At 53.0% G+C, this 17,744-nt stretch carries 16 protein-coding genes and 3 pseudogenes; 8 read left to right on the top strand and 11 right to left on the bottom strand.

Features of this window, described 5'->3' with window-relative positions; translation table 11 throughout:
• Positions 1 to 1,176: pseudogene (locus tag H6F59_RS25285) on the top strand (hypothetical protein); the annotation flags it as partial.
• A 54-nt stretch (positions 1,177 to 1,230) separates the two neighbouring features.
• Here H6F59_RS25285 and H6F59_RS25280 read toward each other — a convergent pair.
• Positions 1,231 to 2,286: a YhcG family protein gene (locus tag H6F59_RS25280; protein ID WP_190707643.1), complete on the bottom strand. Its 1,056-nt coding sequence runs from the start codon at positions 2,284 to 2,286 to the stop codon at positions 1,231 to 1,233.
• Between the two features lie 89 nt (positions 2,287 to 2,375).
• Here H6F59_RS25280 and H6F59_RS25275 point away from each other — a divergent pair, with 89 nt between their 5' ends.
• The 5 genes from H6F59_RS25275 to H6F59_RS25255 all read left to right on the top strand — a co-directional run bounded on the left by H6F59_RS25275 (position 2,376) and on the right by H6F59_RS25255 (position 5,740).
• Positions 2,376 to 2,624 (top strand): WGR domain-containing protein, encoded by a 249-nt coding sequence (locus tag H6F59_RS25275; protein ID WP_190707638.1) that lies wholly within the window; start codon positions 2,376 to 2,378, stop codon positions 2,622 to 2,624.
• A 206-nt stretch (positions 2,625 to 2,830) separates the two neighbouring features.
• Complete coding sequence (locus H6F59_RS25270; protein WP_190707635.1) at positions 2,831 to 3,595, top strand: AAA family ATPase; 765 nt, start codon at positions 2,831 to 2,833, stop codon at positions 3,593 to 3,595.
• Positions 3,596 to 3,797: 202 nt separating this feature from the next.
• Complete coding sequence (locus H6F59_RS25265; RefSeq protein WP_199325977.1) at positions 3,798 to 4,133, top strand: hypothetical protein; 336 nt, start codon at positions 3,798 to 3,800, stop codon at positions 4,131 to 4,133.
• 101 nt (positions 4,134 to 4,234) lie between these two features.
• Positions 4,235 to 4,825: a Uma2 family endonuclease gene (locus H6F59_RS25260; protein ID WP_190707630.1), complete on the top strand. Its 591-nt coding sequence runs from the start codon at positions 4,235 to 4,237 to the stop codon at positions 4,823 to 4,825.
• A 366-nt stretch (positions 4,826 to 5,191) separates the two neighbouring features.
• Positions 5,192 to 5,740, top strand: a complete 549-nt coding sequence (locus tag H6F59_RS25255; protein ID WP_190707627.1) for a tyrosine-type recombinase/integrase — start codon at positions 5,192 to 5,194, stop codon at positions 5,738 to 5,740.
• A 133-nt stretch (positions 5,741 to 5,873) separates the two neighbouring features.
• Here the strand turns inward: H6F59_RS25255 and H6F59_RS25250 are convergent, their stop codons facing one another.
• The 9 genes and pseudogenes from H6F59_RS25250 to psaB form a co-directional block, all read right to left on the bottom strand.
• The gene (locus H6F59_RS25250) at positions 5,874 to 6,260 is read right to left on the bottom strand and encodes a hypothetical protein (protein WP_190707624.1); all 387 of its coding nucleotides are present in this window, start codon (positions 6,258 to 6,260) and stop codon (positions 5,874 to 5,876) included.
• A 71-nt stretch (positions 6,261 to 6,331) separates the two neighbouring features.
• Positions 6,332 to 7,024 carry an alpha/beta hydrolase gene (locus H6F59_RS25245; RefSeq protein ID WP_190707621.1) on the bottom strand — a complete coding sequence of 231 codons (693 nt, stop codon included), beginning with the start codon at positions 7,022 to 7,024 and terminating at the stop codon, positions 6,332 to 6,334.
• 77 nt (positions 7,025 to 7,101) lie between these two features.
• Positions 7,102 to 7,353 (bottom strand): hypothetical protein, encoded by a 252-nt coding sequence (locus H6F59_RS27450; RefSeq protein WP_242021689.1) that lies wholly within the window; start codon positions 7,351 to 7,353, stop codon positions 7,102 to 7,104.
• Positions 7,328 to 7,610, bottom strand: a pseudogene (locus H6F59_RS27770) (GTPase HflX); the annotation flags it as partial. The gene H6F59_RS27450 and the pseudogene H6F59_RS27770, both read right to left, overlap by 26 nt.
• A gap of 121 nt (positions 7,611 to 7,731) precedes the next feature.
• The gene (locus H6F59_RS25235) at positions 7,732 to 8,925 is read right to left on the bottom strand and encodes an NAD(P)H-quinone oxidoreductase subunit H (RefSeq protein WP_190707618.1); all 1,194 of its coding nucleotides are present in this window, start codon (positions 8,923 to 8,925) and stop codon (positions 7,732 to 7,734) included.
• A 9-nt stretch (positions 8,926 to 8,934) separates the two neighbouring features.
• Positions 8,935 to 9,681 (bottom strand): NADH-quinone oxidoreductase subunit NuoB, encoded by a 747-nt coding sequence (nuoB, locus tag H6F59_RS25230; protein WP_190707615.1) that lies wholly within the window; start codon positions 9,679 to 9,681, stop codon positions 8,935 to 8,937.
• Between the two features lie 578 nt (positions 9,682 to 10,259).
• Positions 10,260 to 10,781: an HAD hydrolase-like protein gene (locus H6F59_RS25225; protein ID WP_190707612.1), complete on the bottom strand. Its 522-nt coding sequence runs from the start codon at positions 10,779 to 10,781 to the stop codon at positions 10,260 to 10,262.
• Between the two features lie 361 nt (positions 10,782 to 11,142).
• Positions 11,143 to 11,307: a hypothetical protein gene (locus H6F59_RS25220; protein ID WP_190707609.1), complete on the bottom strand. Its 165-nt coding sequence runs from the start codon at positions 11,305 to 11,307 to the stop codon at positions 11,143 to 11,145.
• 387 nt (positions 11,308 to 11,694) lie between these two features.
• Entirely contained in the window at positions 11,695 to 13,899 is a 2,205-nt protein-coding gene (gene psaB, locus H6F59_RS25215; RefSeq protein WP_190707606.1) for a photosystem I core protein PsaB, read from the bottom strand.
• A gap of 975 nt (positions 13,900 to 14,874) precedes the next feature.
• Between psaB and H6F59_RS25210 the strand changes: the two genes are divergently transcribed.
• Complete coding sequence (locus H6F59_RS25210) at positions 14,875 to 15,762, top strand: isoaspartyl peptidase/L-asparaginase family protein (RefSeq protein WP_190707603.1); 888 nt, start codon at positions 14,875 to 14,877, stop codon at positions 15,760 to 15,762.
• 26 nt (positions 15,763 to 15,788) lie between these two features.
• A pseudogene (locus tag H6F59_RS27765) lies at positions 15,789 to 16,279 on the top strand (carbamoylphosphate synthase large subunit); the annotation flags it as partial.
• A gap of 321 nt (positions 16,280 to 16,600) precedes the next feature.
• On the opposite strand, the gene H6F59_RS25200 reads toward H6F59_RS27765, so the two are convergent.
• Positions 16,601 to 17,149 (bottom strand): hypothetical protein, encoded by a 549-nt coding sequence (locus tag H6F59_RS25200; RefSeq protein ID WP_190707596.1) that lies wholly within the window; start codon positions 17,147 to 17,149, stop codon positions 16,601 to 16,603.
• Between the last annotated feature and the right edge of the window lie 595 nt (positions 17,150 to 17,744).

Here is a 17,744-nt window from a genome sequence, read left to right as displayed (position 1 = left end):
TTCCCCAACGTCAAGGCCTACGGCGTTCAAGCCTTCATCGAATACATGGGGCACCGGCTGCCCCTTCAGCCTGGCAGTGGCTCCTGCCTGCTTGACGATGACCTCAACCCCATTGGCGACAGCTTAGCCCGCTTCTTCTGGCTCTGGGATAGCGCCGCCAGCCACCAAGACATGGACACCCTGCGCCATGCGATGAAGATTGGCCGCGATAACCACCGCAAGCGGCCTAAACGCCGCAGCCACCCCGTCGAGAGCTGGCGACACGACCTCGACCTCGAGATCACCGAAGGCTGGACCGCTTACGGGCAGACCAACCACCTGCTCAAAACCATCGCCTGCTACGGCCGCGTCTTCGAGGGTCACCAAGGCCAATCCCTGATTGACTACACCCTGCGCATCGCCCTCCATTGCCCCGGCTACGAGCAGTACTGCCGCCACCAGCACGACATCGAGCGCAAGGTCATCGCCTGGGCCAGAGCCGTCGAAGGCTACTACTGGCCCCTAGGCACCACCCCTACTCGTGACACCAGCCACCCGAAGAACAACCTGGTGCCCTTCAACCAGCGGCAGACCGAAGACGCTCAGCATCGCATCCGCGCCACCTACACCAACTTAGAGCAGGCCGGAGAGTTGCCCGAGCAGATTACGGCCCGGGCCAAGGCGATCGCCCAAAGAGCCAGAGTTAGTCAGCAGACCCTCTACAAGCACCTTCGCCTCTGGCACCCCGAGCATCAAGAGGGTGTAATTGCCCTAGCAGCAGGCCTCCTAGCTCCTGAAGAGGCGAGATCTGAAGCGACACTAGAAACGTCAGAACCCCCAAAAACTAAGGAATTACACCCCTCAGAGAGAGATATGAAGGGTGAGGCGCTTTGCGCCGGTGAGTTGGGGTCGGATACAAATTCTTTTACTCCGAATAGGGGGGTGCGGGGGGATGAAGTTGTTTTTCCACAGGAGGCAGAGCCTGCAGCGTATGACCTAGCCCTGCACGAGCAGATTCAACACCAGATTAGGAGCCTGGGTTGGTCTGGGGAGGTGATTCGCCAGTTTATTGCCGACCGATTTGAGGACAAGCGCTGGACTGAGCTGACGGAAGAGGAGCGGTTGCTACTGCTCTATTATCTGCGTGGGATTAATTCTCTCGGGGCTGGAGAGCTTGCTGATATTGGAGTACCCTAGCGAACCCTTACTGATAGGGTGACCGAAATCGACGCGGAAGATGCCTTGGCTATTTCACGCTTCAACTGCTTCATTCCCTTCCGATAGCTCACTCACCACTGCATCTAGTTCCATTTCTAGCTCCTCGATGGTAGGCAGATTGGCCTTGAGCTGGTCTGGCAGGCTGTGGGTTGTGACGGCAATCGGGGTGTTGACGTTGCGCAGGGCGTATTCAGCGATCGTTTTATCCTTTGATTTACACAGCACGATGCCGATAGTGGGCTGGTCATCCGGGTGACGCAACAAATCATCCACTGCCGCGACGTAGAAGTTCATCTTGCCGGTGTACTCAGGGCGAAATTCCGTCACCTTCAAGTCAATGACGACATAACACCGTAGCTTGAGGTGGTAGAACAGCATATCCATAAAGTACTCATTGCCAGAGACTTCCAATCGATATTGACTGCCGACGAAAGCAAACCCGACGCCCAGCTCCAGCAGAAAATCCCTAATTCGTTCGACCAGAGCCTTTTCTAGCTCTCGCTCTTGGATAGAGGATGTCAGATTGAGAAAGTCGAAATTGTAGGGGTCCTTAAGCAGCTGTTGAGCGAGATCAGACTGTTCCGGCGGTAGGGTGCGCTCAAAATTGGTAACTGCCCCACCTTGACGCTGGAACAGGTTGGATTCAATCTGCATGGCCAAAATACTCCGACTCCAGCCATTCTTAAGAGTGCCTTGGGCGTACCAGAGCCGTTCACCTGGTGCTTTCAGCTTATCTAGGAGAGCTTGATTGTGATACCAGGTAATTTGTGCAAGCACCTCCTGCACAATTGTTTGATCTGGGTAAGCTTCCGCAAAAGCCCGCATGTATTTGAGGTTGCGTGGTGAAAACCCCTTCATGTCGGGGAACTCCCGCTTCAGATCTTTGGCGAGGCGGTCAATGACTTTTGCCCCCCATCCTTCCTGCTGCTGGCGGGCAAGGATTTCCCTGCCAATTTGCCAGTACAGGATGACCAGCTCTTTATTAACGGCGAGAGCTGCCTTTACTTGCGCCTGGCGTATGCGGGTTTTGAGGTCCTTGAGAAAGACATCATAATTGTCGGCGGGAAATAGGGAATTGTCTTGGGGCAAGGGACTTTTCCTTCATTTGCAGACCCCTTATTATCAGGCTAAGACGGCAATGAGCTACAAGGCTTTTTGGGATCGAGAAGGTGGAGCCTATGACCCAGCTAAGCTATGACCCAGCACAGTGGCAGGAGCTGTTTTGGCAGCGGGGCGATCGCTACTACTGGTGCGCTCTACGCCAGAACCTGTTTGGTGAGTGGGTCTTGCTACGCAAGTGGGGTGGCCGCCGAACGGGTAAGTGTGGGCAGTGCGAAACCTTGTGCGCAGACATAGAAGAAGGCAATCGGCTGATGCAGGATGTTCTTAAACGCAGGCGCTATCGAGGATATGCACTAGTTAACTAGGGCGCCTCAAATTTAGGCTTTTATATCCTGAAACCCTTGCCACGCTAGAGCTTAAAGGCAAATCGAGCGTTATAAAACTGCTGCATACAGCTATCTAAACTTAAATATGTCTAGATATATAAGCATATTTGAGTTTAGACATATAGACATATTGATGTCCTGATGCCAAGACGCTATCCTCAAATCGCTGTTATAGGATTGGCCCTGTGAAAATCTGCTCAGCGATTTCTCTGTCGGGGGGACAGGGGAAGACGACGACGGTGTTTTTTACCGCCCTGCTGCTAGCTCAGCAGGGCAAAAAGGTGCTGGCGGTAGATGCTGACCCCCAAGCAAATCTGACCTTTTATTTGGGTCATGAGGTGCAGCCTGATGAGCCCAGTCTGTTTGAAGTACTGACCAAGCAGGTCGAGGTTGAGGATGGGGTCTACGGCACCCAGTACGAGAACTTGTTTGTGATGCCCGCCGATCGCGGCTTGTTCAAAGTGAGCGACTTTCTCAGCAGCAGTGGGGCGGGGGCCTTCATCTTGAAGCAGCGGCTGCGCAAGATTCACGACATGTTCGATGTGGTGCTGATCGATGTGCAGCCGTCGCGATCGCAGATCTGCCTCTCTGCCGTTGGGGCCTCTGACCATGTGCTGATTCCGGTAGAAGCCAATGTTAAAGGGGTTAACTCCTTGGTCGATACACTGGATTTTTTGAATGAACAAGCTGAGCTAGAGGCGTTCACCGGGTCGGTGTTGGGGATAATTCCTTTTCGCGATCGCTGGGTGGGCAATACCCAAACTCTAGAGGGCCGGCAAAACATCGCTGCTATGAAAGAGTTCGCCGGTGAGGCCCCCATTCTGGCCTCTATCCGCGAGTCGGAGAAGTTTAAGAACGCCATTCGGCAGGGCAAGTTGCTCAGCGAACTAGACCAGCCCGACCTGCAATACCCCTTTGAGCAAATTGTAGAGGCCCTTACCCATGAGTGATGCCCTAGACCGACTCAAACAGCGGCAGCGTCCTAAGGTCGCCCCCCGGGATGCCGCTCTGACCTCAAAACCTCAAGATGTCCAGACGCCAAGGTTTCAAGACATACAGATATCTAGACATATAGAAGATGAGGGTACGACGGTTGAAACCGCTGTGCCAGGTCTTTCAGAGCCAGTCGAGTCTAGACATACAGATATCCAGATGTCTGAAACTCTTAAGGCTGGGATAGCTGTGGGAGCTTCTAGACATACAGATATTCAGGCATCTAGACATATAGATACAGAGAGTGAGCCACCGACAAAGCGCAGCACCTTTCGCCTAGAAGCAGATTTGATCGAACGGCTGCACACGTTTTGTCGGCACCAGGGACTAAGCCGTGAAGTGTTGATCGAGGCCATGTACGAGTATATGGAGGCTAACCCTGAGGCCCTCGCCCAGGTGGTGGAAAACGCTAGCCAGAAGCATGATAACCGGCAGCAGTTGGCTAACCGCAAACGGGCTGAGGCGATGATGAGCAAGTTTGGCCGAGATGCTTGATGCCTGGTGGCAGCCCAAACGAGACGAGGGGAATGGCACGCTGTGAGTGAACTTGGGATAATGCGATTACCACGGCGTTTCTCGTTGGAGGCTAGGACACCATGACCGTTGCAACTACCCGCATGGGTCTGGAGGAGTTCTTTGCCTATACCAGCAACCTCGACACCCTCTATGAGTTAGAAGACGGGGAAGTGATTGAAATGCCGCCAGAGAGCGACCTGAACCAGCGCATTACCTCGTTTTTGTTTGCCTACTTTTTGCAGCAAGGTGTATCCCCCGATCGCCTGAGAACTAAAACAGAGATAGCTGTCATGGGGGAACGCACCACCGTGCGCGTGCCCGATTTGATGGTGTTGTCAGAGGAACTCGCTATGGCTCTTGAGGGGGCGAATCGGGCAACGGTAACGTTGGATATGCCGCCACCTCGGCTAGTGGTGGAGGTGGTGTCGCCAGGGAAGAAAAACATCGATCGCGACTACCGCTATAAGCGATCGCAGTATGAAGCCCGAGGCATTGCCGAATATTGGATTGTTGACCCCATCGCCCAACGGATCACTGTGCTGACCCGGTTCGAGGGGTTATACGAGGCGGTACTGGTTGAGAGGAATGCTGCAATTACCTCGGCTCTGTTAATAGAGTTGGCATCTGAGAACAGGCTGACGGCAGCTCAGATTCTCAAGGCTAGGTACTGATTTTGTGTTGTGCTGGATGTGTAGAGCAGCTTTATTGTCGTGGAGGCACATTAGTGTTAGTAAAGCAGCAAAGCTAAAGCCAGCTCGCTTTTTCTGCCTCAAATCGATAAAGAAGATTTCGTCAACGACACGAACTTGTCTCGATGTTATTCAATCTGGCACTGTGCAGCTTAGTCAAAGACCCGACCGTCTCACCATTCCAACACTGAGACAACGCAACGAAAGATCAAGGCTTCCTGGCTGTCTCAAGTGAGACGAAAACCGATCGCCCGACCCAACACCCGGAAACCCTTATAAATTGTCGTTTTCTACTATACGAAATGATAATACTGTCTAGTAAAGCAAGGCAAGTACGCTACGGATCCCATGAGCACCAACGGCCAAGCGAAAGTACTAACCCATGATGAAATTGCCCGGCTGTTTGCGGCGATGGACTCCCCCCGCGATCGAGCCCTGTTCGGTCTCATGCTCTATTGCGGGCTGCGGGTGAGTGAGGCGATCGCCCTGCGGCTTAGCGATATTAAAGGCGATGTGCTGGTGCTACCGGCCAAGGCGACGAAGGGCAAGCTGGCTACCCGGCAGATCGACATTCACCCCAGGCTAGCGGCACTGCTAGCGACCTACGACAACGGCGGGGCTGAGTACCTGTTTCCCGGTCGGCATGGCCGAGGGCGGTTGGCGCGATCGTCGGCGGATTGGCTGCTCGACCAGGCGCTGGCCTATGTCGGGCTGGAGGGGCTAGGGATTAGCACCCACAGCTTCAGGCGCACGGCATTAACTAACTTGAGTAATGCCGGGGTGCCGCTGCGGGTGATTCAGGAGATTAGCGGCCACCGCTCCTTGGCTAGTTTGCAGCGGTACCTGGAGGTGAGCCCAGAGCAGAAGAAGAAGGCGATCGCGGCGTTGGGGTATTGAACCGAGCCCACCGCTTAGCCAAGATTGCGTCCACCACACCCTACAGCCGGATAGGGATTGTTGCTGTGCAGGTTTTAAGCCGCTATTGCTTAGAAGCCTCCTCTTTGAAGGAGGCTTTTGGTTTGGGAGATGCCTACTCCTGATGATTGGTGTTGGGAGCGATTGGCAGACTTACGGGGTCGGTATTGGGTAGGGAGTCCTGCAGATCGCTGTCAGGGGTATCTGGGTTATTGTGCAGGTTAACCTTGCCTTTTTCTATAGCTTGCTCTGCTTCAAAGGGGCCATTGGCTACGGCCACATCTGCTGTTTTGGCATCCCCGACGACGGTGGCATTTGAGAAATTGGTGGCGATGGGATGCTCAACTGGATCACCTTGCGCCTGATCGGCTCCGGCAGCGGCGTGGGCATCAATCATGACGCTACCAGAGGCCTGGGTGGGGGCCATAGGCTGAGCCTGATCGGATGAGGCTACGGCTTGATCTAGGTTGGTTTGTTGATCAGATAGGTTGGGTTGGGTCATGGTTTATCTAGGTAAAAAACAACGGATAGAATTGTCATTTCACGCAGCAAAAGTCTTTACTGGGCAGCAGTTTAGACCGAGGTGGTAAGCCAGGTCATGGCTTCACGGGAAACGTCTGCCGGAACGGTATGGCCGCCTTCAAACTCTCGGTAGCGGGTGTCGTAGCCTGTCTGCTGGAGCTGGGGGACGATGCGACGACTACACCTATGGTTAATGGGTAGTACCGGGTCGGCTGTGCCATGGGAGACGAAGATCTGGGGTTCTCCCCGCTGAGTGACAGGGGCCATAAAGCCGGGGGAAAAGGCGATGATATGGGTGAATAAATCGCCGTTAGTAACGCCTACAGAGAGGGCATAGGATGCGCCATCGGAGAAGCCTGCGATCGCAACCTTCTCGGCATCCACCGCATACCGCCTAAATGTCTGCTCTAGCGCCCGGTCGATAACGACAATGTCAGGTCCGTAGCGGCTAACGATCACATCCCAGGTGCGATCGCGCGACTCGACCGCCAGCAGCAGCAGGCCGTAGGTATTGGCTAGTCCTGCTAGCGGCCTCAAGGCTCCCTCCGCATCACCGCCCGCACCGTGCAGCATCAACACGAGCGGGGCTGGCTTCGCTGGCTGATAGCTTTTTGGCACATAGATTAGCCCATCCCCCTCAGGTTCTAGCCTCAGGGGATGTAAGCCGCTAGATGCGCCTGTTTCGGTAGGCACGCCGGGGCGAGAAAGTAGTTGTCCGCCTTGGCATTGTTGTAGATTTCTCATGGGTTGCGGGCTTCCTGAATTGACTGTACAGGCGGCGAAGATGGCACCTGCCCTAAGAGGCTGTATTTAAGGAGCTGTCACCGCGTTACAAGGGCTACCAAGCCGGTCTGGGCTGAGTGCCTAACCCTAAGATTGCGAGCTTTGCTGGTTTGACGCACCAAGTGCAGCATTCGCTGCCCTAGGGTTTCTAGGCCCAGCTGCTGGGTAGCAGAAATAAACAGAGCATTGGGGTAGATGTGCTGGGCCGTAGACAGATCTTCCGACTCCACTTGATCGACCTTGTTAAACATCAGCAGAGCCGAACCTGGAATCGTGGGCAGGTCGTCCAAGCTCCTGCAGCAGCAGGTTGATCCGCCGCTGGATCATCTGCCGCTCGGTCTCTGGCTTGGTTTCCCTGAGCCTCGGGTGCCGCTGCCGCTGCCCAGCCTTGACATGGCCTGCCCCAGACCGCGCAGCCGGGGCAGTAGATACTCCATCTGGGCTAGTTCCACCTGGAGTTTACTGACCTGGGACTGCGCCCGCTGGGCAAAAATATCGAGAATCACGCTAGTGCGTCTACCACGCGCAGGGCGATTTGCTCCTTCAAACCGGGCTCACTAAATCTCCCAGTGGAGATCCCTCTGAGCTACATCCAAGGCAGCATATCCTTGGCTCTAGGCTCGACACCCGTCTGACTTATGACCAGATACCCAGACGAGCCACATCACTCAGCGATCGACTGAACCCATAATGATGTCAACGCTGCCCAAAATCACGGTGATATCAGCGACTTTGACCCCCTCAAGCAAAAACGGCAAAATTTGTAAATTGACAAAGTCTGGCGCGCGAATTTTCCAGCGCCATGGAAACACATTGCCGTTGCCGATCAGAAAAATGCCCATCTCGCCTTTGCCCGTTTCGACTCGGGCATAGTGCTCTCCCTGGGGAATTTTAAAGGTGGGGGCTATTTTTTTGCCGATGAATTGATAGTCAAATGCATTCCAGCCCGACTTAGGGCCTTCTGCCATCCGCTTGGCTTCTAAGCTTTCTAGGGAGCCGCCGGGGAGACCGTCTAGGGCCTGAAGCACAATGTTGGCCGCCTGCCGCATCTCGCGAATGCGGACGAAGTAGCGGGCCATACAGTCTCCGGCGGTTTCCCACTCGATTTCCCAGTCAAAGTCGTCGTAGCGCTCGTAGTGGTCGACCTTGCGCAGGTCCCACTTTACTCCAGAGGCCCGCAGCATGGGCCCTGATAGCCCCCAGTTAATGGCATCTTCGCGAGAAATTACCCCGAGCCCCTCGACGCGCCGCCGAAAAATGGGGTTGTTGGTAATTAGACGCTCGTACTCATCGACCTTGGGCAAAAAGTAGTTGCAGAAATCGCGACACTTGTCGGTCCAGCCGTAGGGTAGGTCGGCGGCCACGCCGCCAATGCGAAAGTAGTTGTTGTTGACCATGCGGTAGCCGGTAGCGGCTTCCCACAGGTCGTAGATCATCTCTCGCTCTCGAAAGATATAGAAAAAGGGAGTTTGTGCCCCCACGTCGGCCAGAAAAGGGCCAAGCCACAGCAGGTGGTTGGCAATGCGGTTGAGCTCCAGCATAATCATGCGGATATAGCTGGCCCGCTTGGGAATTTCGATGTCAGCCAGTTGCTCGAATACATTCACCGTCACTGCTTCATTGAACATGCCCTCGGCGTAGTCCCACCGACTCACGTAGGGAATGTACATGGTGGGGGTACGGTTTTCGGCAATTTTCTCCATGCCCCGGTGGAGATAGCCAATTACGGGTTCACAGTCCAGCACGTCTTCACCATCGAGGGTGACGATCATGCGCAGCACTCCGTGAGTGGAGGGATGATGCGGCCCCATGTTGATGGTCATGGGTTCGGTGCGGGTTTCGATGCTTTTGCTGTATGTCATGGGTTTCCCTTACCAGCTTTCTCTAGTTTTGTCGGGTTCCATCTGCTGGAGCAGCTCTGGCAGCGGTATACCCTGCTCTTGGGCCAGCTCTAAGGGCGGTTTTTGGCGAAACTCAGCCCGCACGTAGTCCCCCTGATGAACTTCGGGAATAAGCTTCATTTTGTGGCTGACGGTGTAGAAACGATTTGTCTGTTGCTGCATGCCCCGATCCTGCAAAGACTCTTGGGAAATCTTTTTGCGCAGCTTGATAATGGCGTCGATAATGGCCTCGGGTCGGGGGGGGCAACCAGGGATATAGACGTCGATGGGCAGAACTTTATCGGCTCCTCGCACTGCTGTGGGCGAATCGGCGCTAAACATGCCGCCGGTAATCATGCAGGCCCCCATAGCAATTACGTATTTGGGTTCCGGCATCTGGTCGTACAGCCGTCGAGTAGCGGCCGACATTTTCATGTTTAGGGTGCCAGCCAAAATAATCAAATCGGCCTGTCGGGGGCTAGCACGGGGCAATAGGCCAAAGCGATCGAAATCAAATCGAGAGCCAATTAGGGCCGCAAACTCAATAAAGCAGCAGGCGGTGCCGTATAAGAGGGGAAAGAGGCTCGATAGCCGCACCCAGTTATACAGGTCGTCTACCGTGGTCAAAATGACGTTTTCGGCGAGCTCTTGGGTAACTGTGGGGCGATCGCTGGGGAAGGCCACCCGCTCATGATCCTCTAAATAATTGAGTTGATTCGGGTTACTGTTAAAAACCATTGCCCTATCCCTTGTGTTAGTTTTTATCGCAAAATATTCCGCTTTGGAGAATGTAGCGGGGACTCCCAATCGGGCCAAAACTGATAATTTTATTTATGTAACTTACAGTCAAATAAATTTATGCTGTGCCCAATTTACAGGCTTGGCAATACTTAATTTGAACTGTTTGGTCAAAAAATAAAACCACTCAGTGCATATGAGTCTAAGCGCTGCAAGGGCTAACCCCGTCTTTCTTGAGGCATATTTGAATTCAGTTATTTATGCACCGATTCGCAGGTGGGCTAACCGCAGTTAAAGGCTAGAGAATAAGGTTTATATTCACTCTTTCAACCTGTTTTTTTGTTGCTCCCATGATTTCTGACAAAGGCTACCTTGCAAGTGAGCAGACTTATTATTGGCAGGGTGGAAAGTCACTAAATTGAGGCTGGTGGGCAGTGCCTACCTTACAGCGGATCAGAGCTTTTGATGATCTGCGAGAGCTTGTTTCAGTGACTGGGATATCACAGTGGTGAATAGCCATCGTTCTAGGAGAACACAAAATGGCCTAACTGTTCTAGTGATGGCTACAACAACGCTCGTTAAAAACGCTCGCTAATGGATTGGCGCTGCTTAATCCAATCTTCTGCCCATTGAAACTGTACTTTAGCGCGTTGGGCCGCTGTCTCGTCTTCGGGGCGATCACCCACGTAACAGGTATTTTGAGCGCTCTGCTGATGCCGGGCGATCGCCAGCAGCAGCATGCCGGCCCCCGGTTTTCGGAACTGCCCTGACCAATGAGTTTTACTATGGTTATGGGCATTGTGAGCCGTCACTCGAAAACACTTTTTGCCGGCAAAGTCGGGGCAAAAGTAAATTTCTTTGACCTGGGGAAATAGCTCCAGGGTGTATTGCTGTTCTTCGACGCAGGTTTGCATCGACTTATGTCCTGCCGCAACCCCGCCCTGGTTCGTAATGCCAACAATAATCCAATTTTCGGGGTAGGACTGCAATGCGCGATCAGCTCCAGCAATGATGGCCTGATCTTTGGGATGCTGAGAATACTGCTCCTCACTCAGGGGCTTTCGGATTGTGCCGTCGAGGTCTACCAGTAAGAGAGCCATCGTTTTGCCTACTGCTCAAAGAACCATTGGCCTAACGCAGCAAAGGGATTTTGCTGTCGTAAAAAGATGCGAGCACAGTCACGACTTGTCGAGGAAGGCTAAAACCGCATTAAAAAGGCTTTGCTTAGGTCGTTGCCTTTAGTCTAGAAATGAGGATCTAGGACATCCTCATCAAAAAGGGATAGATCATGTTTAGGCGAGCGCCTAATTAATCAAAAGGCCCCTGGTCGGCACTGACGAAATCGTTCTTTCTATTTAAAGTCGGCTACTCAGAACTGACTTCAGACTGCGGCATGGAATAGATATTCCCTGTTTGAATGCTGTGGCTAGCTAAAACCGACTCAGCTTGGCTCACTTCCTCCTAGCTGCCATCGACAATCACCAAAAAATTGCCACCAATTAAGCGATCGCTAAAGGCTCCAGCCTGATATTTTGGAACGCCCAGGGGACGTAACCTATCTTTGATGGTTTGATGTTGCCAAGGCCGCTGGACAAGGGGCAGGGGCCAACGTAGCCAGAGCCGCACCAACGTAGCCTGCCGCTATCACCGCGCCCCCGCCACCACATCATCTGCCAACTGCTTAGTCAGAATTGAGATCTGACCCATCGGAAAGCCGGATGATTCTAGGGCTCGAATAGCTTGCTCGGCCTGCTCCTCCCTAGGGAAAACCGATGCTTCTATAAGTACATTGCTCTGTCACTTCTAATCAGCCCCGTTTAAGGCTGTTACAGTAATGCTTTGATCCATGCTTTACCTTTTCAGAGCAATCCTCAACGGTCAAAGGTCATAACCTAGTTTTTGACGCGTAAAAAAAGCGCAGTTAGTCCCTTCTAACTGCGCAATTTCTCACGATTAAGTTTTATGATTCATGGCAACTTTACGTGAGAAAGCTTTAAATTCGGTGAGTCGTCGTCAGCCAAATCGTGAGGCTGTACTGGCAATCAAAAAGGCAGCGTAGGTGAGAACATAACCGACAGTAAAGTGGGCTACACCAACTAACCAACCCTGGACAATCGACATAGCAACAGGCTTGTCTTTCCAGCGCACTAGGTTTGCTAGGGGGGTGCGTTCGTGAGCCCAAACCAGGGTTTCAATCAGCTCTTGCCAGTAGCCCCGCCACGAGATCAAGAACATAAACCCGGTGGCCCACACCAGGTGACCGAATAGAAACATCCAAGACCAAACGGCTATATCGTTCATGCCGTAGGGGTTGTAGCCGTTAATCACCTGCGCTGAGTTAAGCCACAGATAATCTCGAAACCAGCCCATCAAATAGGTTGAGTTTTCGTTGAACTGCGCTATGTTGCCCGACCACAGGGCCAGATGTTTCCAGTGCCAGTAGAAGGTGACCCAGCCCAGGGTGTTGAGCATCCAGAACATCGCCAGGAAGAAGGATTGCTGCCAACCCGAAGTTTGGCAAGTACCGCCCCGACCTGGCCCATCACAGGGGAAGCTAAAGCCAAAGTCTTTTTTGTCGGGCATGAGCTTGGTACCCCGGGCATCGAGGGCACCCTTGACGCAAATTAAGGTGGTGGTGTGCAACCCTAGGGCGATCGCATGGTGCACCAAAAAGTCTCCGGGACCAATGGTCAAAAACAGCGAGTTTTTGGTGTTGTTGATAGCGTCAAGCCAGCCCGGCAGATAAAGGGCATTGGCGGTTTGAGTCACGCTGTCAGGGTTAGACAACAGCGTGTTCATGCCGTACAGCAGCTTGCCGTGAGAAGCCTGAATCCACTGAGCAAAGACTGGCTCAACTAAAATTTGCTTTTCGGGGGTGCCAAAGGCCACCACCACGTCGTTGTGCACGTACAGACCTAGGGTGTGGAACCCTAAAAACAGCGATACCCAGCTCAAGTGCGAAATAATTGCTTCCTTATGCTCGATTAACCGGGCCAGCACGTTGTTACGGTTGGCCTCAGGATCGTAGTCGCGCACCCAGAAAATGGCCGCGTGGGCAAAGGCTCCTACCATCAAAAAGCCAGCAATGTACTGGTGATGGGTATAGAGTGCCGCCTGGGTGGTGTAGTCTTTGGCCATAAAGGCGTAGGGCGGCATCGAGTACTGGTGCTGGGCCACCAACGAGGTTACGGTGCCTAACGCTGCCAAAGCCAAAGAAAGCTGAAAGTGTAGAGAATTGTTGATGGTGTCATAGAGACCTCGGTGCCCTTCACCAAGCGCCCCATTGGGGGGCTTGTGGGCATAGAGAATCTCCTTAATGCTGTGGCCAATGCCAAAGTTGGTGCGGTACATGTGCCCCGCAATGATGAAGATGACCGCGATCGCCAAGTGGTGATGGGCCATATCCGTCAGCCACAGCGAGTCGGTTTGGGGATGAAAACCACCTAGGAAGGTCAAGATCGCCGTCCCCGAACCCTGGGCGGTGCCAAACATATGGTCTGCCGTGTCAGGGTTTTGGGCATAGGCAGCCCAATCGCCGCTAAAAAAGGCTTTCAACCCGGCAGGGTGAGGGGGCGTGGTGAGAAAATTGTTCCATCCCACGTGCTGCCCGCGCGATTCAGGAATGGCCACATGAATCAGGTGCCCGGCCCAAGCCAGAGAACTCACCCCAAACAGCCCAGCTATATGGTGGTTTAAGCGCGATTCTGCATTCTTAAACCAGGACAAGCTAGGGCGAAACCTGGGCTGTAGGTGTAGCCAGCCGGCAAACAAAAATAGAGCGGCTAGCAGCAGCAAAAATACCGCCCCCATGTAGAGGTCGTTATTCGTGCGCATGCCGATGGTGTACCACCAATGATACACCCCTGAATATGCCACGTTAACCGGGTTGACAGCCCCTTCGCGGGTGAACGCATCCACCGCCGCTTGACCAAAATGGGGATCCCAGATCGCATGGGCGATCGGATGAATGTGGAGTGGATCTTTAATCCACTGTTCAAAATTACCTTGCCAGGCAACGTGGAACAAGTTGCCCGAAGTCCACAGAAAAATGATCGCCACATGGCCGAAGTGGGAGGCGAAGATCTTTTGATGCAGCGTCTCCTCGGTCATGCCATCGTGGCTTTCAAAGTCGTGGGCCGTCGCAATCCCGTACCAAAGCCGACGCGTAGTCGGATCTTGGGCCAGGTCCTGGCTAAATTTTGGAAATTTAGTGGCCATGGTCTTTCCTAATCGTTGGTTGAGTCTGGATTATGCGCGTAGGAAAATTGAAGCTGGGAGCGTGGGCATAGACCAAACAAATGCGGTTTAACTCTGTAGAACCTTAGATAAAGCGGCATACCCATTAAGCCAGCACTGTAGGGAGCAGATTAAGGGTGTGCATCTCTCAATAGGATGAGGGAAAAGTGCGCCAAGGGGTAGGTAGGGAAAAAATTAAGCTAGACTTCAAACAAAAGCTTTTAGACTTTTGCTATGCGACAAATATTTTGCCTGAAATATATAATATTTTGGCTTAATATTTCGCAAACACATCTTCTTTAGGACAAGCGATTGATCGCCTGCGCAGTTAGCACCAATAGTCAGATTCCCTACGGAGTCCGACTATTGGTCGTGTCATCCCAATACGCTCGCATGAAGGCAGAAAAAGCTAAGGGATGGACGAGACGGTAGGGTAGTGCCTGCCGAGATTCGCTACCTACACAGCTGCATTATTGGATGGCGAGCTCAGCTCAGACTAGAAAAGAGCGATCGCCGTCACTAGACCTACCCCCTACATGGCCAGCGGTGATGGTGAGGGTTTAGTCTAAGGGTGCTCTACAATTCAGGACTCCTGCCCGCTGCCTGCCTATGGTGCCCTCGTCAGTGAGTCGTTGAGCAGTGTTCCCAGTTGATGTAGGGCATGATGAGCGCCGATTCCTCTTGGCTCTCCTGCGTAATACGCTTAATAGTTCGTTAATTGAGGGAGAAGTTTTTGAGGCCCCTTCACGTCATTTCATCCTCCTACAAACTCTAGGTAACTCCCAGGATAGAAATATTTTGAAGAAACTGTTGTTAATTTTACATAGAAGACTATTCTCTTTTAGCCTTCAATATCAATTAGAACTGAACGTTCAGCAAATCTGATGCGAAGTATTTTTCTTTCAGAAATGACTGTCATTCACGGTTGATTGCAAAAGATATTGTGTGAGAAAACCTATGAATTCCACAAAGCCGGTCATCATTGTTCATGGTGGCGCAAAAACTATTTCGCCAGACAAAGCAGCAGCAAACCATGCCGGATGTGTAGCAGCCGTTGAAGCAGGCTGGAAAGTGCTTCGCGCTCGGGGAAGTGCAGCCGCAGCCGTAGAAGCCGCGATTTGTGTGCTAGAGTCTGACCCGACATTTAATGCCGGTTTCGGTTCTACCCTGAATAGCGACGGTGAGGTGGAAGTCGATGCGGCAATCATGGAAGGAGCAAATCTGGGGTGGGGTGCGGTTGCAGCGATTCAGGGGGTTCGCCATCCCATTTCTGCTGCCCGCACCATTATGGAGGAAAAACCTCGGTTGCTGGTGGCTCGCAGCGGCGAACGATTTGCGCTAGAACACGGACTGGAAATGTGCCCCAAGAATGAGTTGATCAACGAAGAACAGTACCAGGAGTGGAAGGAGGAAGCTGAGGTTCTGGATCGTCCTAATACCGTGGGTTGTGTGGCACTGGACAGCAACGGCAATCTGGTAGCTGGCACCTCTACGGGCGGTGTATCTGGACAACCGCAAGGGCGAGTGGGGGATAGTGCTTTAGTCGGGTCCGGACTGTATGCCGATAATACGATGGGCGCTTGCTCAACTACCGGCGATGGTGAGTCGATCGTTCCTGTCGTGCTAGCAAAAACAGCGGTCGATGCCTTAGGGGCGGGAACTCATCCCGATGAAGCCGCTCAGCAGGCAATCAAGATGTTAGTCAGCCGGGTGGAAGGAGAAGCGGGCTGCATTTTGCTCGATCGGGAGGGGCGCATTGGCTGGGCCTATAATTCCCAGGATATGGCGGTTGCTTATATGAGCGAAGACCTTCAGCAGCCTCTTTCTTTTACCTACAAAGAATAACCGCTGGCGACGGCTTAATGCTCACTATAAATGCACCACCCACGTTTGAGTTTTTCCAAGGCAATTCGCTTTCCGACTTGTTTGCTCAAGACGTGAGCGGCGATCGCGATGCGCTGATTTTGAATTGCCCAGCAACGGCAAGCTGGGCAGCCTATTCCAATACGCAGACATATTCTCTGCAAGACGGCAGCAGTGAAGCAACTAAAACATCCTTTGATAAAATTTGCCAGGAAGAACCTTGAAAACATCTGGCGGTGCTGGGCGACAAGCTACTGGGATTGTGATCGGCCCACCTCAAATATTGCTGGTGCAATATTAGCAGGAGCATTTTGGTTTTCGGGCTGCGCAGGCAGTAGAACTCGATTGTTCAACTTATTTGGATGATTTGAGCCAGAGTAGCCGCTTTGATCGCCTGATGACCCTGTTTCCCTTTGAATATCTGCTGCTTAAAGAACACGCTGTCAATCTCGATACCCATTACCATCTACTGAGCAAAGCTACACTTTCTGCTCTGGGAAGGTGCAAGATCTGAGTCTAAAAATCATCACAGAACTGGCGCACATTCCACAGCAGTGCCGTCTTTGCAGCATCAAGCGCAGCACGGGGTTGCCTCAGGGCGATTGCGGCCTCAGCGTAGCCAGTAAAGTCGCTATGGACCGGTTACCCTCCGGCTGCATTGCACAGCGTCAGACCCTGGCAATCGCTCCAGCCTTGCCCATAGCAGCTCACCACTGGGCAGCCTTTTATTTTCGCTTCAGTGGACTCGGGAGTCGCTACGGGAGTTTCAATTGCCGCTGGTGCTGTGGCTGACACTATCCATTGCGGAAAAACTGGCTGGCTAGGCACCAGTTTTTTGCAGCTGGAGCGGCAATGTGTCTAAGTTTTCGGTGAAAGCTACACCTGAATGATTCTCAGATGTGGTTGACTGCTCGGCAATCCCCAGTGCCTGCCGGTTGGTTTCAGCGCAAACTTTTTGATAAAGGCGGCCCAGTTTATCTTCTTTCATCTGCTGAAAGTCTTCAGTGGATTCGCGGCCGGGCCATAAGATGTCGCACGCACCCCGGAGGCTGCGAAGAGCCTCTTGGAGGCTCGCCGAATTGGATAGGTCAGGCTGAGCGAAGATGCTCATGGCCTTGGTCAGCAAAAGCGTGGGTGTCGCGCCTTCTGGCAAGAGTAGAGCAGTGGCTGGGCTGCAGATTAGACCCAGTTGCTCCGACATAATTGAAACATCGACGACCTTCTCCATGACAGAGAGGTCGTCGCGCCCCTGAAATTCGTTCTTAATGATTGCAGCCGTTAGTTCAGCTGCCTCGCAAAGGGCGATCGCGACCACTGCCTCTGCACCCCAAAGTTGAAGTGCCTGATCGTAGATTTTTGCCGCTTCCATAACCTGCCTCTAAATGATGATTGCTCAATGACTGCCGCTGCCTTGGCGGCGGCCTTGAAACTCTCCCTGGGGGCATGGGGCATTTGTACCGGGGCTAACCGTAGCCTAACTACTTAGGCCATCGAGCAACCCTCTGAGCTCTCTCAATGCGGTATTCAATTGCTGCCGGCGCTCAATAGCCGCTTGCGATCGCTGTCCATGCTTAACAGCATTCTGTGCCACGATGCGCTTACCGCCTTCCGTCTTGAGGCCGGTCGATCGCTTCCACAGCCTCGACCTCAAGGCTACCTAGCGCTGCAATTCCCTCCGCTCTGGCGTCCACCGCCTCCACAATTTGGACAACTCATGACCCGATAGTGATCGCCGGTGCTGGGCTTATGGTGCTCAGCATGTGGGTGCGATAGCCGGGGCAGGACGAAAAGTGGCCTAGGCTAGTTGTCCCGCGCCGCAACCACTCCATAGCTGGTATCATTGCAAACCATCTCTGCATAAGGCATCTAAGCCAGTCGAGAGCTTTGACTGCGACTTCTAGATAGAACAGCAAGATCAGGCTTTGAGACAACTGTCACAGAGCAGAACAGGCCAAATCAAGTCC

The sequence above is a fragment of the Nodosilinea sp. FACHB-141 genome, from assembly GCF_014696135.1.
Lineage (GTDB): Bacteria > Cyanobacteriota > Cyanobacteriia > Phormidesmidales > Phormidesmidaceae > Nodosilinea.
Note: the sequence above shows the minus strand (reverse complement) of the source record. Positions and strands in the feature narration are given on the sequence as shown.